The 21,874-nt window shown below is 72.3% G+C and carries 18 protein-coding genes; 14 read left to right on the forward strand and 4 right to left on the reverse strand.

All coding sequences use genetic code 11. The features are described 5' to 3' along the window. Positions 1 to 582, forward strand: a 582-nt coding sequence (ilvC, locus tag ACIO3R_RS23590) for a ketol-acid reductoisomerase (protein ID WP_402108429.1), incomplete at its 5' end; no start/stop codon positions are given. Positions 583 to 679: 97 nt separating this feature from the next. Here ilvC and ACIO3R_RS23595 read toward each other — a convergent pair. Beyond that, positions 680 to 4,054, reverse strand: a complete 3,375-nt coding sequence (locus ACIO3R_RS23595; protein WP_385355635.1) for a pyruvate carboxylase — start codon at positions 4,052 to 4,054, stop codon at positions 680 to 682. A gap of 467 nt (positions 4,055 to 4,521) precedes the next feature. Here ACIO3R_RS23595 and ACIO3R_RS23600 point away from each other — a divergent pair, with 467 nt between their 5' ends. Then, positions 4,522 to 5,352 carry an IclR family transcriptional regulator gene (locus tag ACIO3R_RS23600; protein WP_385039621.1) on the forward strand — a complete coding sequence of 277 codons (831 nt, stop codon included), beginning with the start codon at positions 4,522 to 4,524 and terminating at the stop codon, positions 5,350 to 5,352. A gap of 67 nt (positions 5,353 to 5,419) precedes the next feature. On the opposite strand, the gene ACIO3R_RS23605 is transcribed toward ACIO3R_RS23600, so the two are convergent. Continuing rightward, positions 5,420 to 5,986 (reverse strand): flavin reductase family protein, encoded by a 567-nt coding sequence (locus ACIO3R_RS23605; RefSeq protein ID WP_385039613.1) that lies wholly within the window; start codon positions 5,984 to 5,986, stop codon positions 5,420 to 5,422. Between the two features lie 299 nt (positions 5,987 to 6,285). On the opposite strand from ACIO3R_RS23605, the gene ACIO3R_RS23610 reads away from it, so the two are divergent. The 7 genes from ACIO3R_RS23610 to ACIO3R_RS23640 all read left to right on the forward strand — a co-directional run bounded on the left by ACIO3R_RS23610 (position 6,286) and on the right by ACIO3R_RS23640 (position 14,186). Then, positions 6,286 to 7,155, forward strand: a complete 870-nt coding sequence (locus ACIO3R_RS23610; protein ID WP_402108433.1) for an alpha/beta fold hydrolase — start codon at positions 6,286 to 6,288, stop codon at positions 7,153 to 7,155. Further along, a complete protein-coding gene (locus tag ACIO3R_RS23615; RefSeq protein ID WP_402108436.1) occupies positions 7,152 to 8,858 on the forward strand; it encodes an FAD-binding protein in 1,707 nt (568 codons plus the stop codon). The genes ACIO3R_RS23610 and ACIO3R_RS23615 overlap by 4 nt, the downstream gene beginning before the upstream one ends. After that, positions 8,855 to 9,892, forward strand: a complete 1,038-nt coding sequence (locus tag ACIO3R_RS23620) for a 2Fe-2S iron-sulfur cluster-binding protein (RefSeq protein ID WP_402108439.1) — start codon at positions 8,855 to 8,857, stop codon at positions 9,890 to 9,892. The genes ACIO3R_RS23615 and ACIO3R_RS23620 overlap by 4 nt, the downstream gene beginning before the upstream one ends. A gap of 111 nt (positions 9,893 to 10,003) precedes the next feature. Beyond that, entirely contained in the window at positions 10,004 to 10,858 is an 855-nt protein-coding gene (locus ACIO3R_RS23625; RefSeq protein ID WP_385352047.1) for an acetaldehyde dehydrogenase (acetylating), read from the forward strand. A gap of 28 nt (positions 10,859 to 10,886) precedes the next feature. Then, entirely contained in the window at positions 10,887 to 11,945 is a 1,059-nt protein-coding gene (dmpG, locus tag ACIO3R_RS23630) for a 4-hydroxy-2-oxovalerate aldolase (protein ID WP_385039602.1), read from the forward strand. Between the two features lie 8 nt (positions 11,946 to 11,953). Continuing rightward, the gene (locus ACIO3R_RS23635) at positions 11,954 to 13,138 is read left to right on the forward strand and encodes an acyl-CoA dehydrogenase family protein (RefSeq protein WP_402108442.1); all 1,185 of its coding nucleotides are present in this window, start codon (positions 11,954 to 11,956) and stop codon (positions 13,136 to 13,138) included. A 118-nt stretch (positions 13,139 to 13,256) separates the two neighbouring features. Then, complete coding sequence (locus tag ACIO3R_RS23640; RefSeq protein ID WP_385039596.1) at positions 13,257 to 14,186, forward strand: VOC family protein; 930 nt, start codon at positions 13,257 to 13,259, stop codon at positions 14,184 to 14,186. Positions 14,187 to 14,376: 190 nt separating this feature from the next. Here ACIO3R_RS23640 and ACIO3R_RS23645 read toward each other — a convergent pair whose 3' ends face one another. Together ACIO3R_RS23645 and ACIO3R_RS23650 are read right to left on the reverse strand one after the other, a co-directional pair. Beyond that, positions 14,377 to 14,646 carry a ferredoxin gene (locus ACIO3R_RS23645; RefSeq protein ID WP_402108445.1) on the reverse strand — a complete coding sequence of 90 codons (270 nt, stop codon included), beginning with the start codon at positions 14,644 to 14,646 and terminating at the stop codon, positions 14,377 to 14,379. Then, entirely contained in the window at positions 14,646 to 15,803 is a 1,158-nt protein-coding gene (locus ACIO3R_RS23650) for a Rieske 2Fe-2S domain-containing protein (protein WP_385041242.1), read from the reverse strand. The genes ACIO3R_RS23645 and ACIO3R_RS23650 overlap by 1 nt, the downstream gene beginning before the upstream one ends. Before the next feature lie 256 nt (positions 15,804 to 16,059). On the opposite strand from ACIO3R_RS23650, the gene ACIO3R_RS23655 reads away from it, so the two are divergent. The 5 genes from ACIO3R_RS23655 to ACIO3R_RS23675 are packed head-to-tail and all read left to right on the forward strand — an operon-like array spanning position 16,060 to position 21,736. Then, positions 16,060 to 17,220, forward strand: coding sequence for a steroid 3-ketoacyl-CoA thiolase (locus ACIO3R_RS23655; RefSeq protein ID WP_385041246.1), 1,161 nt, complete (start codon positions 16,060 to 16,062; stop codon positions 17,218 to 17,220). A 9-nt stretch (positions 17,221 to 17,229) separates the two neighbouring features. Then, positions 17,230 to 19,425: an acyl-CoA dehydrogenase gene (locus tag ACIO3R_RS23660; protein WP_402108449.1), complete on the forward strand. Its 2,196-nt coding sequence runs from the start codon at positions 17,230 to 17,232 to the stop codon at positions 19,423 to 19,425. Between the two features lies 1 nt (position 19,426). Beyond that, on the forward strand, positions 19,427 to 20,317 hold the full coding sequence (locus ACIO3R_RS23665) for a MaoC/PaaZ C-terminal domain-containing protein (RefSeq protein WP_402108452.1): 891 nt from the start codon (positions 19,427 to 19,429) through the stop codon (positions 20,315 to 20,317). Continuing rightward, positions 20,314 to 20,961 carry a PaaI family thioesterase gene (locus ACIO3R_RS23670; protein WP_385041254.1) on the forward strand — a complete coding sequence of 216 codons (648 nt, stop codon included), beginning with the start codon at positions 20,314 to 20,316 and terminating at the stop codon, positions 20,959 to 20,961. The genes ACIO3R_RS23665 and ACIO3R_RS23670 overlap by 4 nt, the downstream gene beginning before the upstream one ends. 13 nt (positions 20,962 to 20,974) lie before the next feature. Next, complete coding sequence (locus ACIO3R_RS23675) at positions 20,975 to 21,736, forward strand: SDR family NAD(P)-dependent oxidoreductase (RefSeq protein ID WP_402108455.1); 762 nt, start codon at positions 20,975 to 20,977, stop codon at positions 21,734 to 21,736. Positions 21,737 to 21,874 lie beyond the last annotated feature (138 nt).

The raw sequence follows: 21,874 nt of genomic DNA on the forward strand, positions 1-21,874 counted from the left end.
CAGTACGAGGAGGGCCGCGGCGTTCCGTGCATCGTGGCCGTCGAGCAGGACGCCACGGGCAAGGGCCTGGAGCTGGCGCTGTCGTACGCCAAGGGCATCGGCGGCACCCGCGCGGGCGTCATCAAGACGACGTTCACGGAGGAGACCGAGACCGACCTCTTCGGTGAGCAGGCCGTTCTCTGCGGCGGTACCGCGGCCCTGGTGAAGGCCGGGTTCGAGACGCTGACGGAGGCGGGTTACCAGCCGGAGATCGCGTACTTCGAGTGCCTCCACGAGCTGAAGCTGATCGTGGACCTCATGTACGAGGGCGGTCTGGACAAGATGCGCTGGTCGATCTCGGAGACCGCGGAGTGGGGCGACTACGTCACCGGCCCGCGCATCATCACGGCCGACACCAAGGCCGAGATGAAGAAGGTCCTCGCGGAGATCCAGGACGGCACCTTCGCCAAGGCCTGGATGGCGGAGTACCACAACGGTCTGCCCAAGTACAACGAGTACAAGAAGGCCGACAGCGACCACCTGCTGGAGACCACCGGCCGCGAGCTCCGCAAGCTCATGAGCTGGGTCGACGACGACGCGTAACAGCACTCCGGCCGTCGGACGTCCGGCCCCCGGTGCGCGCAGGCGCCCGCGGGGACCGGACGCCGTGCTGTCCGGGGCCGGAGTCCGGTCCGGTGGCTCAGGCGGTCTCGATGAGCAGATCGCCCGCCTCGACCTGCTGGACCCGGCCGATCGCGAGGCGTCGCACCACCCCGGCGGCCTGGGCGGTGATCGAGGCCTCCATCTTCATCGCCTCGATGGTGGCGACGGTCTGGCCGGCCGACACCGAGGCACCCTCCTCCACCTGGAGGGTGACGACTCCGGCGAACGGCGCCGCGACATGGCCCGCGTTGCCGCGGTCCGCCTTCTCCGCGGCCTTGACCTCGGTGGCGACGGACCGGTCTCGCACCGACACCGGCCGCAACTGCCCGTTGAGGGTGGCCAGTACGCTGCGGAACCCGCGCTCGTCGGCCTCGGAGATGGCCTCCAGCTCGATCAGCAGGGTAACACCGGGTTCGAGCGTGACCGTGTGCTCGGTCTCCGTCTCCAGCCCGTACAGGAAGTCCCGGGTGGGCAGGACCGAGGTGTCCCCGTACGTCTCGCGGTGCGCCTCGAACTCCTTCGTCGGGCCGGGGAACAGCAGCCGGTTCAGCGTCGCCCGCGGCGAATCCCGCAGACCCTCGCGGTCCTCGTCCGACAACCGCGGCGTCTCGGACTTCGCGGGCCGGCCCTGGAGCGCGCGGGTACGGAACGGCTCGGGCCAGCCGCCGGGCGGGTCGCCCAGCTCGCCGCGCAGGAACCCGATCACGGAGTCCGGCACGTCGAACCTGCCCGGGTCGGACTCGAAGTCCGCCGCCTCCACCCCGGCGCCCACCAGATGCAGCGCCAGGTCCCCGACGACCTTCGACGACGGCGTCACCTTCACCAGCCGGCCGAGCATACGGTCGGCCGCGGCGTAGCAGTCCTCGATGAGTTCGAAGCGGTCGCCCAGGCCGAGGGCGATGGCCTGCTGGCGCAGGTTGGACAGCTGGCCGCCGGGGATCTCGTGGTGGTAGATCCGGCCGGTGGGCGAGGCGAGTCCGGACTCGAAGGGGGCGTAGACCTTGCGGGTCGCCTCCCAGTAGGGCTCCAGGTCGCCGACCGCCTGGAGGGAGAGGCCCGTCGCGCGCTCGGTGTGGTCGGTGGCGGCCACCAGCGCGGACAGCGGGGGCTGGCTGGTGGTGCCCGCCATGGAGGCGACCGCCGCGTCCACCGCGTCCACGCCCGCGTCGATGGCGGCGATCAGCGTGCCGAGCTGCCCGCCGGCCGTGTCGTGGGTGTGCAGGTGGACCGGCAGGTCGAACCGCTCGCGCAGCGCGGTGACGAGGGTGCGGGCGGCGGGCGGGCGCAGCAGCCCGGCCATGTCCTTGATGGCGAGCACATGGGCGCCCGCGTCCACGATCTGTTCGGCCAGCCGCAGGTAGTAGTCCAGGGTGTACAGGGTCTCGCCGGGGTCGGAGAGGTCCGCGGTGTAGCAGAGCGCCACTTCCGCGACCGAGGTGCCGGTGGCGCGTACGGCGTCGATCGCCGGACGCATCTGGGACACGTCGTTGAGGGCGTCGAAGATCCGGAAGATGTCCATTCCGGCGGTCGCGGCCTCGGCGACGAACGCCTCGGTGACCTCGGTGGGGTAGGGCGTGTAGCCGACCGTGTTGCGGCCGCGCAGCAGCATCTGGGTGCAGATGTTGGGCACGGCCTCCCGGATCTTCACCAGCCGCTCCCACGGATCCTCGGCGAGGAAGCGCAGCGCCACGTCGTAGGTGGCGCCTCCCCAGCATTCGAGGCTCAGCAGCTCCGGCGCGGTCCGGGCGACGTGCGGTGCGACGGCGAGCAGGTCCCGGGTCCTCACCCGGGTGGCCAGCAGCGACTGATGGGCGTCGCGGAACGTCGTGTCGGTGACGGCGACGGCCGACTGGGCGCGCAGCTCGGCGGCGAAGGCCTCCGGGCCGAGGGCCGCGAGGCGCTGGCGTGAACCGTCCGGCGCTGTCCCGGCCGGCAGGACCGGAAGCTTGTCCGCCGGGTCGATGACGGAGGGGCGGGGGCCGTACGGCCGGTTGACGGTGGTCTCCGCGAGGTAGCCGAGCATCCGGCTGCCGCGGTCGGCCGAGGGACGGGCCCGGATCAGCTCGGGGTGTTCCTCGATGAAACTCGTCGTGATGTGTCCCGCCCGGAAGTCGGGCTGGTCCAGCACGGCGCCCAGGAACGGCAGGTTGGTCGCCACGCCCCGGATGCGGAACTCCGCGATGGCCCGGCGCGCCCTGCGGGCCGCGTTGGTGAAGTCGTGTCCGTGACAGGTGAGTTTGACGAGCATCGAGTCGAAGTGGGCGGACACCTCCGCGCCGGTGTGGACGGTGCCGCCGTCCAGCCGCACCCCGGGCCCGCCGGGGGAGCGGTAGGCGGAGATGGTGCCGGTGTCCGGCCGGAAGCCGTTGGCCGGGTCCTCGGTGGTGATGCGGCACTGCATCGCGGTGCCGTTGAGGGTGATGTCGTCCTGGGTGAGGTTCAGTTCGGGCAGCGTCATGCCCGCCGCGATACGGAGCTGGGCGATCACCAGGTCGCGGCCGGTGACCTGTTCGGTCACGGTGTGCTCGACCTGGATGCGCGGGTTCATCTCGATGAAGACGTGGTTGCCGCGCTCGTCGACGAGGAACTCGACCGTGCCCGCGTTCACGTAACCGATGTGGTGGGCGAAGGCGACGGCGTCGGCGCAGATCCGGTCCCGCAGCTCCGGATCGAGGTTCGGGGCGGGCGCGATCTCGACGACCTTCTGGTGGCGGCGCTGGAGCGAGCAGTCCCGCTCGTACAGGTGCACGACGTTGCCCTCGGCGTCGGCGAGGATCTGCACCTCGATGTGGCGGGGGTTGATCACCGCCTGCTCCAGGAAGACCGTCGCGTCGCCGAAGGACGAGCGTGCCTCGCGCATGGCCGCGTCGATCGACTCGCGCAGCTCGCCGGCCTCGGCGACCCGGCGCATGCCGCGCCCGCCGCCGCCCGCGACGGCCTTGACGAAGACCGGGAAGCCGATGCCGTCGGCTGCGGCGACGAGCGCGTCGACGTCCTCTGAGGGCTCGGAGGACTTCAGGACCGGTACGCCGGCCTCCCGGGCGGCGGCGACCGCCCGGGACTTGTTCCCGGTCAGGTTGAGCACCGGGGCCGGGGGGCCGACGAACGTGATGCCGGCCGCGGAGCACGCGGCCGCGAGGTCGGGGTTCTCCGACAGGAAGCCGTAGCCCGGGTAGATCGCGTCGGCGCCCGCCTTCCGGGCGGCCTCGACGACCTCGTCGACCGAGAGGTAGGCGCGCACGGGATGGCCGGTCTCACCGATCCGGTAGGCCTCGTCGGCCTTGGCCCGGTGGAGGGAGTTGCGGTCCTCGTGGGGATACACGGCCACCGTGGAGATGCCGAGCTCGAACGCCGCGCGGAACGCGCGGATCGCGATCTCGCCACGGTTGGCGACCAATACCTTGTCGAACATCAAACTCCCCAGTCGTGTCACGAGCGCGTGGCGTCAGGACGGGCGATGTCGCACGAGTACGCCGGTCGGCGTCCCGTGGTCACTCGGCGGCGGCGGACTGCTCCGTGGTTTCTCGGGCCCGAAGCGTTCGACACCGTACCGGAGACCTACCCAGAGATCGCGGACACAGAGGATGGTCTGCGTCACGTGGGACGGACCCGGGGATTTCCCGGTTCATGACGGTTCGTCGGCAATCGGCCGGCTGTCCGGTGCGGAGGCGCCCGGCCGCGCGGCGGAGGGTGTCCGCGGGGCGGCGGTGCCCCGCGCGTCGAAAAGAGGAGGCGCGCATGTCTTCACTGGGATCGGGGGGCGCTGTTACATTCCGGAAAACAAGAATTCATTTCAGTCTGTGACTGGAGGCTCCCATGACGGCTGTCCATGAGGCTCTCGACGTGCATGTGCCGGACCGTCGCGAGCTGCCACCGTCGATGGTCGAGCGGGTGACGCTGATCATGGACGTCTTCGAGGGCCGGACCGCCCGGCTGTCGCTGGAGGAGGTGGCCAGGTCCACGCGGCTGCCCCGGTCGACGGCGCACCGGATACTCGACCAGCTCGTACGGCTGCGCTGGCTCGAACACACCGGACTCGGCTACGGGCTCGGCCGCCGCGCCCTCGGCCTCGGCGGCGGGGACGGCGCGCACAGCAGGATCCGTGAGGCCGCCGCCGCCCGGCTGCACCACCTGCAGATCAAGACCGGCCTGGTCGTCCATCTGGCCGTCCTGGACGGTGCGGAAGTGCACTACCTCGACAAGGTCGGCGGCCGCTTCGCCGCGGCGGTCCCGTCCCGTGTCGGCGGCCGGGCCCCCGCTCATTCGACCGCGCTCGGCAAGGCCATGCTGGCCTGGCTCGAACCGGAGGACGTCGAGACCAGGGCGGCCGGTGCCATCGGCCGCCTGACCCGGCACACCATCTCCGACCTCGGCACCCTCCACCAGGAACTCAACCGCATCCGGCGCCGCCACGGCCTCGCCTTCGAACGCGGCGAGTGCTTCCCCGACATCGCCTGTGTCGCCACCGCCGTGCGCGGCCCCGAGGGCCCGGTCGCGGCGATCTCACTGGTGGGGGACGCCCTGTCCCCGCTGGAGAAGGTCGCACCGCTGGTCGTGGACGCGGCCCGGCAGGTGTCCCGCGAACTGTTCCCCGAACAGGAGGCGCCGGTCAGAGGGGCGCGGCGCGCGGCGGCCGTGCCGGAGGAGACCTGGTCCCCGCAGGCCATGGACCGGCTGCTGGCCGCGGGACAGTACGGCGACTGGCAGTAGAACGCGGACGGCCTCCTGCGGCGGACCGGAGTCCGCCGGCAGGAGGCCGTATACGAACGGGGACGCCTCACCCCCAGGGGGCGCCCCAGCCCCACGGGTCGGGGACCGCGGCCACCGGGCCCCCGACGCCGAAGCCGCCGCGGAAGAAGAGCATCGGCCGCTGATCGGTGACGGTCTCCAGAGCGAGGACCCGGCCCACCACCACATCGTGGTCGCCCGCGCCGCGCACGTCCTGGACATCGGCGTGCACCCGGGTCAGGACGCCGGGCAGCGACGGCGTTCCCCAGCGGGACACCTCCCAGTCCAGCCCCTCGAACCTGCGGCCCCGGGCCGACCCGAACCGGCCGCAGAGATCCGACTGTTCCTCGGCCAGGATGTTCACGGCGAACCGCCCGGACTCCCTGATCCTCGGCCACGTACGCCCCCGGTGGTCGGCGCAGAACAGCACGAGGGCCGGTTCGAGCGACACGGACGCGAACGACTGGCAGGCGAAGCCGGCCGGTTCCCCGTCCCGGCCGATGCCCGTCACCACCGTGACCCCCGAGGCGAAGGTCCCCATGGTGCGCCGCATCCGCAGGGGTGTCGGCTCGGTCTCCTCACAGGCCTCGGGCGCGGACAGGGACTCTGCGGTCATCGGATTCACCTCGACGGGGACGGTGCGGTGGTGTGCCCGGGACCGGGCAGGGGGCCGAAGCTAGGACACCGGCCGGGCCCGCCGGGAACGCGCTCCCGATCAGTGGAACGCCGCCGGCCGCCCGGCCCTTGAGGCCGTCGACGGCCCCGTGACCGTACGCATCCCGCTGACCGAGACGGCCGCCGCGCCCTCCCGCGGGGCGTGGCTACCGTCCAGGAACTGTTCACGCGGCCCTCACGGCCGCCCAGGGCCGGCGGCGGCCCGGACCCACCCGAACACCGAGGCCAATCGAGGCAGGGATGATGACGGAGCTGAGCCACGACTCCACATTGCGCGAACTCACGACCGATCAGGGCGTGCTGCGCTACCACGAGGCCGGTGACGGCCCGCCCCTGCTCCTGTTGCACGGATCCGGGCCCGGGGTCACGGGCTGGCGCAACTACCGGCACAACCTGGCCGCGTTCGCGGGGCACTTCCGCTGCCTCGTCCTGGAGTTCCCCGGATTCGGCGTCAGCGACCCGGCCGGCGGCCACCCCATGGCGACGGCCGCCGCCTCGGTGACCCGGTTCCTGGACGGGCTCGGCCTTCAGCGGACCGACATCGTCGGCAACTCCATGGGCGGCATCGTCGGCACCGGGTTCGCCCTCGCCCACCCGGACCGGGTACGCCGCCTCGTCACGATCGGCGGCATCGGCCGGAACCTGTTCAGCCCCGGACCCGGTGAAGGCATCGGGCTGCTCACGGAGTTCACCGACGCACCGACCCGCGAGCGCCTGATCCGCTGGCTCAACTCGATGGTGCACGACCGGTCGCTGGTGACCGAGAAACTCATCGAGGAGCGGTGGGCGCAGGCCACCGACCCGGAGACGCTCGCCAGTGCCCGGCTGATGTACGGCAGCGAGGCGTCCGCCGCACGGGCCGCCGACGCCGCCGCGTCCGACGAGCCACCGTACTGGGCCATGCTGCACCGGCTCCGGGCGAAGACCCTGCTCACCTGGGGCCGCGACGACCGGGTCAGCCCCGTCGACATGTCGATCCTGCCGATGCGCACCATTCCGGACGCGGAACTGCACGTCTTCCCCGACTGCGGGCACTGGGTGATGATCGAGCAGAAGGCCGCCTGGGAGAGCGCGGTCCTCGCCTTCCTCACCCGTGAGGACGCGGCGTGAGCGCCGGGGCCAGGGAAGCCTGGGACGAGGAGTTCGACTTCGTCGTCGTCGGCAGCGGCGGGGGCGGCATGGCCGCCGCGCTCACCGCGGCCGACAGCGGCCTGACCACCGTCGTCGTCGAGAAGGGCGCGATGTACGGCGGCACGACCGGGATCTCCGGCGGCGGCATCTGGATCCCCAACAACCCGACCCTGCGGGCCAGGGGCCACGACGACAGCCGGGCCTCCGTGCGCCGCTACCTCGACCGGCTCACCGGTGACCGGGTACCGGGCGCCCGACTCGACGCCTACGTCGACCAGGGGCCGGCCGCGATGGAACTGCTCGGCAGGAGCCGCTGGATGCGCTTCTTCTGGGTCAAGGGCTACGCCGACTACCACCCCGAGTACGAGGGCGGCCGTCCGCTCGGCCGGTCCGTCGAGGCGCTGCCCTTCGACACCCGCAAGCTCGGCGAGGACGAGAGGCACCAGCGGCCCAACAGCCTCAAGGGCCCGCTCGGACTGTGGATCACCGCGAAGGACTACCGGGACCTCGCCATGGTCAAGCGGACCTGGCGCGGCCGCTGGGCCTCCGTGATCGCCGCCTGGCGCGTCTCGTCCAACACGGTCCGCCGCCGCCACATGGCGACCGGCGGCCGGGCGCTCGTCGCACGGATGCGCATGGCCCTCAAGGAGGCCGGCGTCCCCGTGTGGCTGCGCAGCCCGATGACCGGGCTCGTCACCGGCCCGCGCGGCAGGGTCACCGGAGTCGTCGTCGAACGGGACGGCAGGGCCGTGCGGGTCGGCGCCAGGCACGGCGTCCTCCTCGCCACCGGCGGCTTCGACCACAACCAGGAGATGCGCGAGAAGTACCTGCCGGAGGGCGGCCGGGACAACCACAGCGCCGGAGCCGTCGAGAACGTCGGGGACGGCATCGTCGCCGGTCAGGAACTCGGCGCGGCCCTCGACTTCATGGACGACGCCTGGTGGATGCCGTCCGTGCACCACCCCTCCGGAGCGACGGTTCCGCTGGTCTCCGAGCGGTGCATCCCCCCGTCGGTGATCGTCTCCGGCGACGGCCGGCGCTTCACCAACGAGTCCTCGCCGTACGTGAACTTCGTCCACGACCAGATCGAGGGCGGGCACACGCCCGCGTGGTTCGTGATGGACGCCAAGGCCCGCGCCCGCTACCCGTTCGCCCAGATCCTCCCCGGTATGCCGTTCCCCAGAGCGTTCTACGAGAACGGCACCGTGCACCGCGCGGACAGCATCGCCGGACTCGCCCGGAGCATCGGCGTCCCCGCGGACGCCCTCACCGCGACCGTCGAACGGTTCAACGGCTTCGCCCGGACCGGCCGGGACATCGACTTCGGGCGCGGCGACAGCGCCTACGACCGCTACTACGGCGACCCGACGATGAAGAACCCCAACCTCGACGAGATCGTCAAGGCCCCCTACTACGCGATCCGGATCGAGGTCGGTGACCTCGGCACCAAGGGCGGACTCGTCTGCGACGAGCACAGCCGGGTCCTGCGCGAGGACGGTTCGGCCATCACCGGGCTCTACGCCACCGGCAACACCTCCGCGTCCGTGATGGCCAACGAGTACGCGGGACCGGGCGCCACCATCGGCCCGTCCATCGTGTTCGGCTACATCGCGGCCCGGCACGCGGCCACCGCCCGCGCCGCCCCGTCCGCCGGGGCCGGCACCACCGGGGGCGCGCCATGAGACCCGCTCCGCTGACCGTGCGCGTCGTCGAGGTGATCCGGGAGACGGCCGACGCGCACTCCCTGGTCCTGGAGCCCGCCGACGGGGAACGAGCCCGGTTCACGTACCGGCCCGGCCAGTTCCTCACCGTCCGGGTGCCCTCGGAGCGCCCCGGCGGAGCCGCCCGCTGCTACTCGCTGTGCAGCTCCCCGGCGCGCGACGAGCACCTGAAGGTGACCGTCAAGCGCACCGCCGGGGGATACGCCTCGCACTGGATCTGCGACCACGTCACCGAGGGCGACACCCTGGAGGTGCTGCGGCCCGCGGGCACCTTCACCCCCGACTCGCTCGACGGCGACTTCCTGCTGTGCGCCGCGGGCAGCGGCATCACCCCGGTGATGTCGATCCTCGTCTCCGCCCTGCACGCGGGGACGGGCGCGGTCACCCTCCTCTACGCCAACCGCGACGAGCGCTCCGTCATCTTCCGCGACGAACTGGCCTCGCTGGCGAAGGAGTACGGCGACCGGCTCACCGTCCTGCACTGGCTGGAGTCCGTCCAGGGCCGGCCCACCGCATCCGGCTGGCGAGCCCTCGCCGGCCCCTACGCCGGGCGTCCGGTCTTCGTCTGCGGGCCCGGCCCCTTCATGGACCTGGCGACCGGGGCGCTCACCGGGCTGGGGATACCACCGGACCGGATCACGGTGGAGCGCTTCACCTCGCTGACCGGCGACCCCTTCGCGGAACCCGGGCCCGCGCCGGAGCCGGAGGGCGCGGGGCCCGCCGGTACGGCGGAGGTGGAGCTGGACGGGGTGCGCCACACCGTCCGATGGCCGCGGGACACCCCGCTGCTCGACGTGCTGCTCGCCGCCGGACTGGACGCGCCGTACTCCTGCCGGGAGGGCAGTTGCAGCGCCTGCGCCTGCCTCCTCACCGAGGGCGAGGTCGCCATGGAACGCAACGAGGTCCTCGACGCGGCCGACCTCGCCGACGGTCTGATCCTCGCCTGTCAGGCGCGCCCGCTCAGCGACCGGCTGAAGGCCACCTACGACGGCTGAGCCACCCCCTCCCGCATCTGTTCCCCGTTCCCACTCGACCCGGATGAGGTTCGAACCGTGACCAAGGCGACCGCCGCGATCGTCGGATCCGGCAACATCGGCACCGACCTGATGTACAAACTCCTGCGCTCGCGGGACATCGAGCCGCGCTGGATGATCGGCATCGACGAACAGAGCCCCGGCCTCAAGCGCGCCGCCGACCACGGCCTGCACACGAGCGCCGACGGCGTCGACGCCCTGCTGGCCGGCGAGGAACGGCCGGACCTGGTCTTCGAGGCCACGTCCGCGTACGTCCACCGGGCCAACGCACCCAAGTACGCCGGACTCGGCATCCAGGCCATCGACCTGACCCCCGCCGCGATCGGCCCGGCGGTCGTGCCCGCCGTCAACCTCGGCGACCACCTCGACGCGCCGAACGTCTCCCTCATCACCTGTGGGGGACAGGCCACCATCCCGATCGTGCACGCCGTCTCCCGGGTCACCGAGGTCGCCTACGCGGAGATCGTCGCGAGCGTCGCCTCGCCGTCCGCCGGGCCCGGTACCCGCGCCAACATCGACGAGTTCACGCTCACCACCAGCCGGGGCATCGAGACGATCGGCGGCGCCGCCAAGGGCAAGGCCATCATCATCCTCAACCCGGCCGAGCCGCCGACGCTGATGCAGGACACCGTCTTCTGCGCCGTCCCCGCCGACGCCGACCGGGACGCCGTCACCACGTCGATCCGCGAGACCGTCGCCCGCGTCGCCACGTACGTACCCGGCTACCGGCTGCGCACCGAGCCGCAGTTCGACGAGCCGACCGCGCTCAGCGGTGGGTTCGCCCGGGTCGCGGTCCTCATCGAGGTGGAGGGCGCGGGCGACTTCCTGCCGCCGTACTCCGGGAACCTCGACATCATGACCGCCGCCGCCACCAGGGTCGGCGAGGGCTTCGCCCAGCGGATCACCGCCCGCCGCGCCGGCGCCTGACCGCCGCACACCGAGGAGTACACGAGCCATGCCCTACAGTTCCGGCCTGGACATCCGGGTCACCGACTCGTCCCTCAGGGACGGATCACACGCAAAGCAGCACCAGTTCACCGTCGACCACGTCACCTCCGTCGTCGCCGCCCTCGACGACGCGGGCGTCCCCGTCATCGAGGTCACCCATGGCGACGGCCTCGGCGGGTCCTCCTTCAACTACGGCTTCAGCCACACCCCCGAGCAGGAGCTGATCAAGGCCGCGGTGAAGACCGCCCGCCGGGCGAAGATCGCCTTCCTGATGCTGCCCGGTCTCGGTCTCCAGGACGACATCCGCGAGGCCGCCGACAACGGCGCCGCGATCTGCCGCATCGCCACCCACTGCACCGAGGCGGACATCGCCGTCCAGCACTTCGGGCTGGCCCGCGAACTCGGCCTGGAGACCGTCGGATTCCTGATGATGTCGCACAGCCGACCGCCCGGAGAACTGGCCCGGCAGGCACGCATCATGGCCGACGCCGGCTGCCAGTGCGTCTACGTCGTCGACTCCGCGGGCGCCCTCGTCATGGAGCAGACCAGCGACCGTGTCGCCGCCCTGGTCGCCGAACTCGGCGACGACGCCCAGGTCGGCTTCCACGGCCACGAGAACCTCGGCCTCGGCGTCGCCAACTCGGTCCTCGCGGTACGCGCCGGAGCCCTTCAGATCGACGGATCGACCCGCCGCTTCGGGGCGGGCGCGGGCAACACCCCCGTCGAGGGGTTCGCCGCCGTCGCCGAGAAGCTGGGCATCCGTACCGGCATCGACGTACTGAAGATCATCGACGCGGCCGAGGACGTGGTGCGGCCCGTCATGGACGGCGAGTGCCTGCTCGACCGGCTGTCGCTGACGATGGGCTACGCGGGTGTGTACTCCAGCTTCCTGAAGCACGCCGCCCGTCAGGCCGAGACCTACCAGGTGTCCGGCGCCGAGATCCTCATGGAAGCCGGCCGCCGCAAGCTCGTCGGAGGCCAGGAGGACCAGCTCATCGAGATCGCGGTCGCCCTCGCGGCCAGGAACCGGGCCACGACCGCCGCCCAGAACTCCCCGGGGAAGTGAGAACAGCCATGTCCAATCCGGTACTCGACGCCGTCGAAGCCCGCGCCGACGAGATCCGTGCGCTCGGCCCCGCCAACGAGGCGCTCGGCAGGCTCGACGACCAGGCGGCGAAGATCCTGCGCGAGGTCGGCGCGATCCGCATGCTCCAGCCCAAGGCCCACGGCGGTCTCGAACTGCACCCGCGCGAGTTCGCCGAGACCGTCATGAGGATCGCCTCCCTGGACGGGGCCACCGGCTGGGTCGCGGGCGTCGTCGGCGTCCACCCGTGGGAGATGGCGATGGCCGACCCCCGGGTCCAGGAGGAGGTCTGGGGCGAGGACCCCGACACCTGGATCGCCTCCCCGTACGCACCGATGGGCCTGCTCAGGCCCGTCGACGGCGGCCACGTCTTCAACGGCCGCTGGCAGTTCTCCTCCGGCACCGACCACTGCCGGTGGATCTTCCTCGGCGGCTTCCTCGCCGACAGCGACGGCAACCGGATCAACCCCCCGCAGTCCGTGCACGTCATCCTGCCGCGCGCCGACTACGAGATCGTCGACGACTCCTGGGACGTGGTCGGGCTGCGCGGCACCGGCAGCAAGGACGTCATCGTCAACGACGCCTTCGTGCCCGCCCACCGCGTCATCGAGTACGCGAAGGTCGTGGACGGGTCCCTGGCCGCCGAGTCCGGGCCGGCCAACCCCGCCTACCGGCTGCCGTTCTCCGCCACGTTCCCGCTCGGCATCACCGCCGCCGTGATCGGCATCTGTGAGGGCGCACTCGCCCACCACCTCGACTACCAGCGCGACCGGGTGCAGATCACCGGCCAGGCCGTGCGGGACGACCCGTACGTCCTGTACGCCGTCAGCGACGCGGCGGCCGAGATCGCGGCCTCCCGCTCGGCGCTCCTGGACAACGTCTGCCAGATGTACGACGCGGTGGCGGCCGGCCGGGAGATCAGCTTCGAGCGACGGGCCGTCGGCCGGCGCACCCAGGCGGCGGCCGCCTGGCGGGCGGTCCGCGCGGTGGACGAGATCGTCGCCCGCTCCGGCGGCAACGCGATGCGGCTGGACAACCCGATCCAGCGGTTCTGGCGCGACGCGCACACCGGTCTCGCGCACGCCATCCACGTACCGGGCTCGGTCTTCCACGCCTCGGCGCTCACGGAGATCGGCATCGAACCGCCGCCCGGTCCGATGCGCTCGATGATCTAGGGCCTGTATGGGGTTGTCATGCTGCGAGCGTGCGTGCCCAGCCCCGTGACGCCGCGGGACAACCCCATACAGGCCCTGGAAACCCTTCCGTTCGCAGCGGGACCAGAGAGGAACGCACATGACGCAGATCCGCGGACTCGGATACCTCCGGGTCCAGACACGTGACATCGACCGCTGGCGCGAACTCACCGTGGACGCCCTCGGCTTCGCCGAGGGCTCGGGGCCGGACCCCGACGGCCTCTACCTGCGCATGGACGAGCGCCGCGCCCGCCTCGTCGTCCTGCCCGGCGACAGCGACCGGGTGCTGTCCGTCGGCTGGGAGGTGCGGGACCAGTTCGCGCTCGCCGCCGTCGGCCGCGCCGTCGAGGCCTCCGGCACGCCGGTGAAGCCGCTCTCCGCCACGGAGGCCGACGACCGGGGCGTGGAGGAGGGCATCGTCTTCGACGACCCGGCCGGGGTGCCCGTCGAGGTGTACTTCGCCCCGGTCCTCGACCACAGCCCCGTACTGACCGGGTTCGGCCAGCGGTTCGTCACCGGCGGCCAGGGGATGGGGCACGTCGTGCTGCCCACCACCTGCGCGGACGAGACCGTCGCCTTCTACACCGAGGTGCTCGGCTTCCTGCCGCGCGGCGGAATCCGGCTCAGCGGCCGGTCGCCCGGGGCCCCGCCCCGCCGGGTGCGTTTCATGGGCGTCAACGAACGCCACCACAGCCTCGCCGTCTGCCCCGCCCCGCACGGCGAGGAACCCGGCCTGGTGCACCTGATGGTCGAGGTCGACAGCCTGGACGCGGTCGGCCGCGCCCTCGACAACGTGGGCAACCGGGGATTCTCCCTCTCCTCCACGCTGGGCCGGCACACCAACGACAAGATGGTGTCGTTCTACGTACGCGCGCCCGGCGGCTGGGACATCGAGTACGGCTTCGACGGAATGCGCGTCGACGAGACGCACTACACCGCGGAGGAGATCACCGCCGACAGCTACTGGGGCCACGACTGGTCCGGCTCCGAACCACTGGCCGCCTTCACCCCGCCGGGCAAGGCCACCTGAGGACCGCCCGGCCGACGACACCGGTCCGCGCCGCGCCGGCCAGCCGGCCACGGCGGCGCGGCCGGATGCTCGATGCCCGGTACGAGAGTCGTCAAGGGTGGTTCGGGACCGGCGGGGCGAGACAGCCGTGCACGCCTGCCCGGCCCCGGTCCGAAATGACCGGGGCCGGGCAGGCGTGCGCCGACGGTGGTCAGCGGGCGGCGGTGGCGGGACCGCCCCCGTCCGCGAGCTCGAGCGTGCCCCGCAGCGCGGCCTCGCGGATCGTGTCGCGCAGCGACCCGCAGCCCTCGAAGGAGCCGTCGGCCGGAGCGCGTTCCGCGCAGAGCGCCATGGCCCGGCCGTCCCACTGCACACTGGTCTGCTGCCGGCTGCTCTTGCGCACCAGGACCTGCGCCGCGCACCGTTCACAGGCCAGCGACCGCATCGGTGTCCCGTCGACGAGACGGTTGTCCACCCGCATCAGGCCGGCCGGCCCTCGGTGGCGGCCTTGCGGGCGAGGTTCGCCTCGACCTCCTTCTGCCACGCCTCGACCGGCCGCGTGGTGTCCAGCTCGAACTCGAAGCGGTCGGTCATCTCCGGCTTCACGTCGGCCACGTCCACGTAGAACTGCTCGTACCAGCGGCGCAGTTGGTAGACCGGGCCGTCCTCCTCGCAGAGCAGGGGGTTGTCGATCCTTGCCTTGTTCTGCCAGATCTGGATGTCCTGCTCGAAGCCGAGCTTGATGAACTGGCCCATACCCGAGGCGAGTTCATCGGCGGCGTCGCCGGACGTGGACGGTGAGCGCTTCACGATGATCCCGTACTGGAGCACGAACCGGTTGGCGTCGACGGGGTAATGGCAGTTGATCAGGACCGACTTCGTGTCACCGGTCTCGTAGTGGTAGGTGAGGTCGTCGATCATGAACGACGGGCCGTGGTAGGAGGCCACCGAGTTGCTGCCGGTGGTCTTCGGCCTGTCGTCCTGTTCCTGGGGGCGGGCGTCGGGGCGGCCGGTGGCGCGCATGTGCTGGGTGGCGGTGTGGCCCTCGAAGACGTTCCTGAAGTACGTCGGGAAGGAGTAGTGGACGTAGAAGAAGTGGGCCATGTCCACCACGTTGTCGACGACTTCGCGGCAGTTGGCGTCGATGACGGTCTCGTACCAGAGCCAGTCGGTCCACTCGTCGCTCGTCGCCCCCTCGATCCGGGGGATGGTCACGCCGGCGGGCGGGGGGCTGCCCTCCGGGTCGTTCCAGACGAAGAGCATCCCGTCCTGGTCGAGCGTCGTCCAGGCTGCCGTGCGGGCCCGCAGCGGAACCCGCTTGGAGTACGGGATCTGCTTGCAGCGGCCGTCGCCGCCCCACCGCCAGTCGTGGAACGGGCAGGCGACCTCGTCGCCCTTGACGGTGCCCTGCGAGAGATCGCCGCCCATGTGGCGGCAGTAGGCGTCCAGGACGCTGAGCGTGCCGTCGCCCGCCTGGAACACCACGAGCTTCTGGCCGAAGGCCCGGACCGCGTGCGGTTTGCCGTCCTTGAACTTCTCCGCGAGGCCCAGACAGTGCCAGCCGCGCGCGAAACGCGTGGGTGCCGCGGTGGCTTCGATGTCCCTGACGTCGTCGTGTGCCGACTCGACTGCGCTCACGTGGCTCTCATCCCCTTTACGCCGCTTGGTCTCCGGGGTCCGGACGCTAGGTGCGTACCCCGGCGTGCGGGCGGGGGAGTCCCACTGACCGGTACCGGCGCTCCGGGACCGCTGGGCGGCGGGACGGGTCCGGCCGAGCGGCCGGGCGGGCCGGGCCACTGAGCGGGACTGACCCTTGCCTATTTCGAGAACAAATTCTAGTTTTCCTTCATCAGTGTCCCTGGCCCCCACGGGCCCCTCACCCCTACGGAGAGCCATGACAGAGGCCGTCATCGTCGAAGCCGCACGGACGCCGGTCGGCCGGCGCCGCGGTGTCCTGTCCGGACTCCATCCGGCGGAACTTCTCGGGCTCGCCCAGAAGGGCCTGGTGGAGCGGGCGGGCATCGAGCCCGGCACCGTGGAGCAGGTCATCGGCGGCTGTGTCACCCAGGCCGGCGAACAGTCCAACAACGTCACCCGCAACGCCTGGCTGCACAGCGGACTCCCGCACACCACCGCGTGCACCACCGTCGACTGCGCCTGCGGATCGTCCCAGCAGGCCGTGCACCTGGTCGCGGGCCTGATCGCCGCCGGTGCCATCGAGACCGGCATCGGCTGCGGCGTCGAGTCCATGAGCCGCGTCTTCCTCGGCGCCGCGCTCACCCCCGACAACGGCTCCCCGGTACCGGACAGCTGGTCCCTGGACATGCCCGACCAGTTCACGGCCGCCGAACGCATCGCCCGCAACCGGGGCATCACCAGGGCCGACGCGGACGCCCTCGGCCTCGCCTCCCAGCAGAAGGCCGCCCGCGCCTGGGCCGAAGGCCGCTTCGACCGCCAGATCATCCCGATCCAGGCCCCGGTCGCCGGCCCCGACGGGCCCACCGGGGAGACCGCGACCGTCACCCGTGACCAGGGGCTGCGGGACACCACCGCCGAGGCCCTGGCCGCCCTGCGCCCGGTCCTCCCCGACGGCATCCACACCGCCGGGAACTCCTCCCAGATCAGCGACGGCGCCGCCGCCGTCCTGCTCATGAGCCGGGAGCGCGCCGCCCGCGAGGGACTCCGCCCCCGCGCCCGCATCGTGGCCTCCACCATGGTCGGCTCCGACCCGTACTACCACCTCGACGGGCCCGTCGTCGCGACCGAACGCGTCCTGCGCACCGCCGGGATGACCCTCGCCGACATCGACCTCGTCGAGATCAACGAGGCCTTCGCCTCCGTCGTCCTGTCCTGGGCGCAGGTCCACCGGGCCGACCTGGACAAGGTCAACGTCAACGGCGGTGCCATCGCGCTCGGTCACGCGGTCGGCTCCACCGGCGCCCGGCTCCTCACCCAGGCCCTGCACGAACTGGAACGGACCGGGAAGTCCACCGCGCTGATCACCATGTGCGCCGGTGGAGCGCACGCGACCGCCACCGTCATCGAACGCATCTGAGGAGGCGCCATGACCATCGGACTCACCCAGGAACACCGCGACCTGCGCGACGCCGTACGCGCCTTCGCGAACCGGCACATCACGCAGGACACCCTCCACGCGGCGGCCGACGCCGACAAGGAGACCGTGCCCGCCCACTGGAGCGGCCTCGCGGAACAGGGACTCCTCGGGCTGCACCTGCCGGAGGAGGTGGGCGGCGCCGGGTACGGACTCGTCGAACTCGCCGTCGTCACCGAGGAACTGGGCCGCGCGACAGCCCCCGGACCCTACCTCCCGACGACGCTCGCCTCGGCCGTCCTGCACGCGGCCGGACACCGCCGGTACCTCGCCCCGCTCGCCGCCGGCACCACCCTCGGCGCGGTCGGACTGGCCCCCGGCACCCTCGTCCTGGCGCGCGCCGCCGACGGCACGGCCACCGTCACCGGAACGTCCGACCTCGTCGTGGGCGGACACCTCGCCGACGTGTTCGTCCTGCCCGCCTCCGACAACGGCAGCACCACCTGGCTGGTGCTGCCCCGCGCCGCCGTGGACACCACCGACGTCCGCAGCCACGACCTCACCCGCCGCTCGTCCCGGGTGACCGCACGGTCGGTCCCGGTGCCGGCCGCCGATCTGCTCGACCTCGATCCGCAGCAGCCCCGGGACCTCGCCGCGACACTGTTCGCCGCCGAGTCCTCCGGCCTCGCGGACCGCTGCGTGACCACCGCCGCACAGTACGCCCGGGTCCGGGAGCAGTTCGGCCGCCGCATCGGCCAGTTCCAGGGCGTCAAGCACCGCTGCGCCCGGATGCTCGCACAGGCCGAACAGGCCCGCGCCTGCGCCTGGGACGCCGCCCGCGCGGCCGGACCCGGCGGCGCGGGCGACGCCCGTGAGGCCTCGCTGGCCGCCGCCGTCGCCGGAGCGGCCGGCGTCGACGCCGCGTTCTCCGTGGCCAAGGACTGCATCCAGGTACTCGGCGGTATCGGCTTCACCTGGGAGCACGACGCGCACCTCGCGCTGCGCCGCGCCCAGACCCTCCGGATCGCCCTCGGCCCGTCCGCCGCCTGGCGCCGCCGGGTCGCCCGCCTCACCCTGGAAGGCACCCGCCGCACCCTGGGCGTGGAGCTGCCCGCGGAGGCCGAAGCCGTACGCGAGGACATCCGCGCCGAACTGCGGCCGGCCGCCGCCCTGGACGGCCAGGAACGCCTCGACCACCTCGCGGACCACGGCTACACCGCCCCGCATCTCCCGGCCCCCTGGGGCAAGGGCGCCGACCCGGTGACGCAGCTCGTCATCGCCGAGGAGCTCGGGGCCGCGGACCTGACCCCCGTCGACATGATCATCGGCGGCTGGGTGGTGCCCACGCTCATCGCCCACGGCGACCCGGCCCAGCAGGAGCGGTTCCTCGGGCCGAGCCTGCGTGGCGCCGTCGTCTGGTGCCAGCTGTTCAGCGAGCCGGGCGCGGGCTCCGACCTCGCCGGGCTCACCACCCGCGCCGAGAAGACGGACGGCGGCTGGCGCGTCACCGGCCAGAAGGTGTGGACGTCCATGGCCCGCGACGCCCACTGGGGCGTCCTGCTCGCCCGTACCGACACCGACGCGCCCAAGCACAAGGGGATCTCCTACTTCCTCCTCGACATGACGAGCCCCGGCCTCGACATCCGGCCGCTGCGGCAGATCACCGGCGACGCGGAGTTCAACGAGGTGTTCCTCGACGAGGTGTTCATCCCCGACGAACTGCTCGTCGGCTCCCCGGGCGACGGCTGGAAGCTCGCCCGCACCACCCTCGCCAACGAACGCGTCGCCCTGTCCCACGACTCGGTCGGCTCCGGCGCGGAGGCGCTGCTGGAGATCGCCGCCGCCTCCGAAGGCCTCGACGACGAACAGCTCACCACCCTCGGCGGCCACCTCTGCGACGCGCAGTCCGGTGCCGTCCTCGCCCTGCGCACCACCCTGCGCACCGTCTCCGGGCAGCAGCCGGGCGCCGAGGCGTCCGTCGCCAAACTGCTCGGCGTCGAACACCAGCAGCGGGTCTGGGAGACCTGCGTGGACTGGCAGGGCTCCGCCGCACTGACCGGTGAGGGCGAACGCCTCGACGCCACCTGGCAGTTCCTCAACGCCCGCTGCCTGTCCATCGCGGGCGGTACGACGGAGATCCAGCTGAACATCGTCGGCGAGCGCCTCCTCGGCCTGCCCCGTGACCCCGAGCCCACCGAGAAAGGCTGACATGCCCATCGACCGAGAGAAGGCGCTGACCGCGGACCCGTCCGTCCGCGAGATCCGCTGGACCACCCGCGACGTACTCCTCTACCACCTGAGCCTCGGCGCGGGCGCCGACGCCGCCACCGGACCCGAGCTGCACCTGACCTTCGAGAAGGCTCTCGCCGTGCTGCCGACGTTCGCGGTGGTGGCCGGCTCCGGGATCTCCTCAGGTGAGGGCGCCGCGCCGGGATTCCACCTGCCCGGTATCGACATCGACCTGCGGGCCCTGCTCCACGCGGGCCAGGGACTCCAGGTCCACCGGCCGCTCCCGGCATCGGGCACCGCCACCCTCCGCTCACGGGTCGCCGAGATCCGCGACAAGGGCACGGCCGCGCTCGTCGTCCTGGAGTCCGCGGCCACCGACGCCGACGGCGAGCCGCTGTGGACCACCACCACCCGGATCTGGGCGCGCGGCGAGGGCGGCTTCGGCGGAGACCCGGGACCGGAGGAACACTGGAGGGCGCCGGACCGGCCCGCCGACTCCGTCCTCACCAGCGCCACCACACCGCAACAGGCGCTGTGGTACCGGCTCAACGGGGACCTCAACCCGCTGCACGCCGACCCCGCGTTCGCGCGGGCCGCCGGATTCGACCGGCCGATCCTGCACGGGCTCGCCTCCTACGGACTGGTCTGCAAGGCCCTCGTCGACGGAGTGCTCGACGGCGACGTCACCCGGCTCACCGGGCTCACCGTGCGCTTCGCCGGCCCCCTCGTCCCCGGGGAGACCCTGGTGACCTCCGTATGGCACGACGCACCGGCGGACGACGGCGCCGGGCGGCTCGTGCTGCACGCGGCCTGCCCCGAACGCGACGGCGCGCCCGTGCTCACCCACGCGACGGCGACGGTGACCTCATGAGCGTCCCCCCGCACGACACCACCGCACCCGCGACCGGCCCCAGACTGGTCGCCGAACCGCACAAGGACGGCGTGGACGCCGCCGTCGCCGCGGCCCGCCGGGTGGTCGCCGCCCTGCTCCGCGCCGGCGACCGGTCCGGCGCCGACATGGACGCCGTGGCCGCTCGACTCGACGCCGTCGCCGACGGACTCACCGAGAAGGCCCCCTCCGTCGAGGACCGCCTCGCCGAGATGTGGCGCGGCGAGGGCGTCACCCGGCACGACCCCGTCACCGGCCCGGAGAACGCCCTCGCCCCGCCGCTGCACCTGCGCGGCAGGGACGACGGCTCCGTCGAGGGCGTCGTCACCCTCGACCTCCCCTACCAGGGCCCGCCCGGCCATGTGCACGGCGGCGTGTCCGCCCTGCTCCTCGACCACACCCTGGGAGTGGCCAACCACTGGGGCGGCCCCTCCGGGATGACCGCGGAGCTGACCCTGCGCTACCTGCGGCCCACCCCGCTGTTCGAACCCCTGACGGTCACCGGGCGCCAGATCTCGGTGGACGGTTCGCGCATCCGCACGGTCGGCGAGATCTCCGCCGGCGGCCACAGCTGCGTCACCGTGACCGGACTGTTCATCAACAAGCATCTGCCCCGGCCCAGTTGAGGGAGTTGAGCCCATGCGAAACCTCGACGGAAAAGTGGCGGTCATCAGCGGAGCCGGCCAAGGCGTGGGCCAGGGCATCGCGCTCGCCCTCGCCTCCGACGGAGCATCCGTCGCCGTCCTCGGCCGGACCGCGGCGAAGCTGGAAGCCACGTGCGCGATGCTGCGCGAACGGGGTGCGAAGGCGGAGCCGTTCGTCCTCGACGTACGGGACACGGACCGGATCCCCGCCGTGGTGGAGGACGTCGCCGCACGCTTCGGCCGGATCGACATCCTGGTCAACAACGCCTACACCGGCTGCTACGGGCCACTGCTGTCACTGAGCGACGAACAGTTCCGGAAGGGCTTCGACAGCGGCCCGTTCGCGGCATTCGCCTTCATGAAGGCCGCCCACCCGCACCTGAAGCGCGACGGCGGGGGAGTGATCATCAACCTGGTCACCTCCGCCATGGTCCGCTGGGACCTGAGCACCTACGGCGCGTACGCGGCCGCCAAGTCCGCGCTGCGCTCCCTGACCCGGGCTGCCGCCAACGAATGGGGCCGCGACGGAATCCGGGTCAACGCCATCGCCCCGCACGCGACCTCGCCCGCCTACGCCGGCTGGCAGGACGCCCATCCGGAGGAGGCCGCCGAGTTCTGCGCGTCCATTCCGCTGGGGTACGTCGGCGACTGCGAGCAGGACATCGGGCGCGCGGTCGCGATGCTGTGCGGCCCGGACGCCCGCTATCTGACGGGCGCCACCGTGCCGCTCGACGGCGGCCAGGCCAACTTCGGCTGAGCAGTGGGGGAGACGGCCGGGGGGAGCGGGCTGTCTCCCCCCGGCCGTCTGTGGCGACCCCGGCCCTGATTCCGGTCCCGCCTCGGCCCTTTCGAGTGCCCCTCTCCCGGTCAGCGGGACCGTCCCGGCCGGGCCGTC

Origin of the sequence: Streptomyces sp. NPDC087428 (genome assembly GCF_044744085.1) — a bacterium.
Taxonomy (GTDB): domain Bacteria; phylum Actinomycetota; class Actinomycetes; order Streptomycetales; family Streptomycetaceae; genus Streptomyces.

What these genes read in the sequence shown, in the direction of transcription:
- ACIO3R_RS23670 (WP_385041254.1), top strand. Translation starts at nt 20,314, where the DNA reads ATGAGCGTCCCCCCGCACGACACCACCGCACCCGCGACCGGCCCCAGA.
- ACIO3R_RS23660 (WP_402108449.1), top strand. Translation starts at nt 17,230, where the DNA reads ATGACCATCGGACTCACCCAGGAACACCGCGACCTGCGCGACGCCGTA.
- ACIO3R_RS23600 (WP_385039621.1), top strand. Translation starts at nt 4,522, where the DNA reads ATGGTCGAGCGGGTGACGCTGATCATGGACGTCTTCGAGGGCCGGACC.
- dmpG (WP_385039602.1), top strand. Translation starts at nt 10,887, where the DNA reads ATGCCCTACAGTTCCGGCCTGGACATCCGGGTCACCGACTCGTCCCTC.
- ACIO3R_RS23610 (WP_402108433.1), top strand. Translation starts at nt 6,286, where the DNA reads ATGATGACGGAGCTGAGCCACGACTCCACATTGCGCGAACTCACGACC.
- ACIO3R_RS23595 (WP_385355635.1), bottom strand. Translation starts at nt 4,054, where the DNA reads ATGTTCGACAAGGTATTGGTCGCCAACCGTGGCGAGATCGCGATCCGC.
- ACIO3R_RS23655 (WP_385041246.1), top strand. Translation starts at nt 16,060, where the DNA reads ATGACAGAGGCCGTCATCGTCGAAGCCGCACGGACGCCGGTCGGCCGG.
- ACIO3R_RS23625 (WP_385352047.1), top strand. Translation starts at nt 10,004, where the DNA reads ATGTACAAACTCCTGCGCTCGCGGGACATCGAGCCGCGCTGGATGATC.
- ACIO3R_RS23665 (WP_402108452.1), top strand. Translation starts at nt 19,427, where the DNA reads ATGCCCATCGACCGAGAGAAGGCGCTGACCGCGGACCCGTCCGTCCGC.
- ACIO3R_RS23620 (WP_402108439.1), top strand. Translation starts at nt 8,855, where the DNA reads ATGAGACCCGCTCCGCTGACCGTGCGCGTCGTCGAGGTGATCCGGGAG.
- ACIO3R_RS23640 (WP_385039596.1), top strand. Translation starts at nt 13,257, where the DNA reads ATGACGCAGATCCGCGGACTCGGATACCTCCGGGTCCAGACACGTGAC.
- ACIO3R_RS23675 (WP_402108455.1), top strand. Translation starts at nt 20,975, where the DNA reads ATGCGAAACCTCGACGGAAAAGTGGCGGTCATCAGCGGAGCCGGCCAA.
- ACIO3R_RS23635 (WP_402108442.1), top strand. Translation starts at nt 11,954, where the DNA reads ATGTCCAATCCGGTACTCGACGCCGTCGAAGCCCGCGCCGACGAGATC.
- ACIO3R_RS23605 (WP_385039613.1), bottom strand. Translation starts at nt 5,986, where the DNA reads ATGACCGCAGAGTCCCTGTCCGCGCCCGAGGCCTGTGAGGAGACCGAG.
- ACIO3R_RS23645 (WP_402108445.1), bottom strand. Translation starts at nt 14,646, where the DNA reads ATGCGGGTGGACAACCGTCTCGTCGACGGGACACCGATGCGGTCGCTG.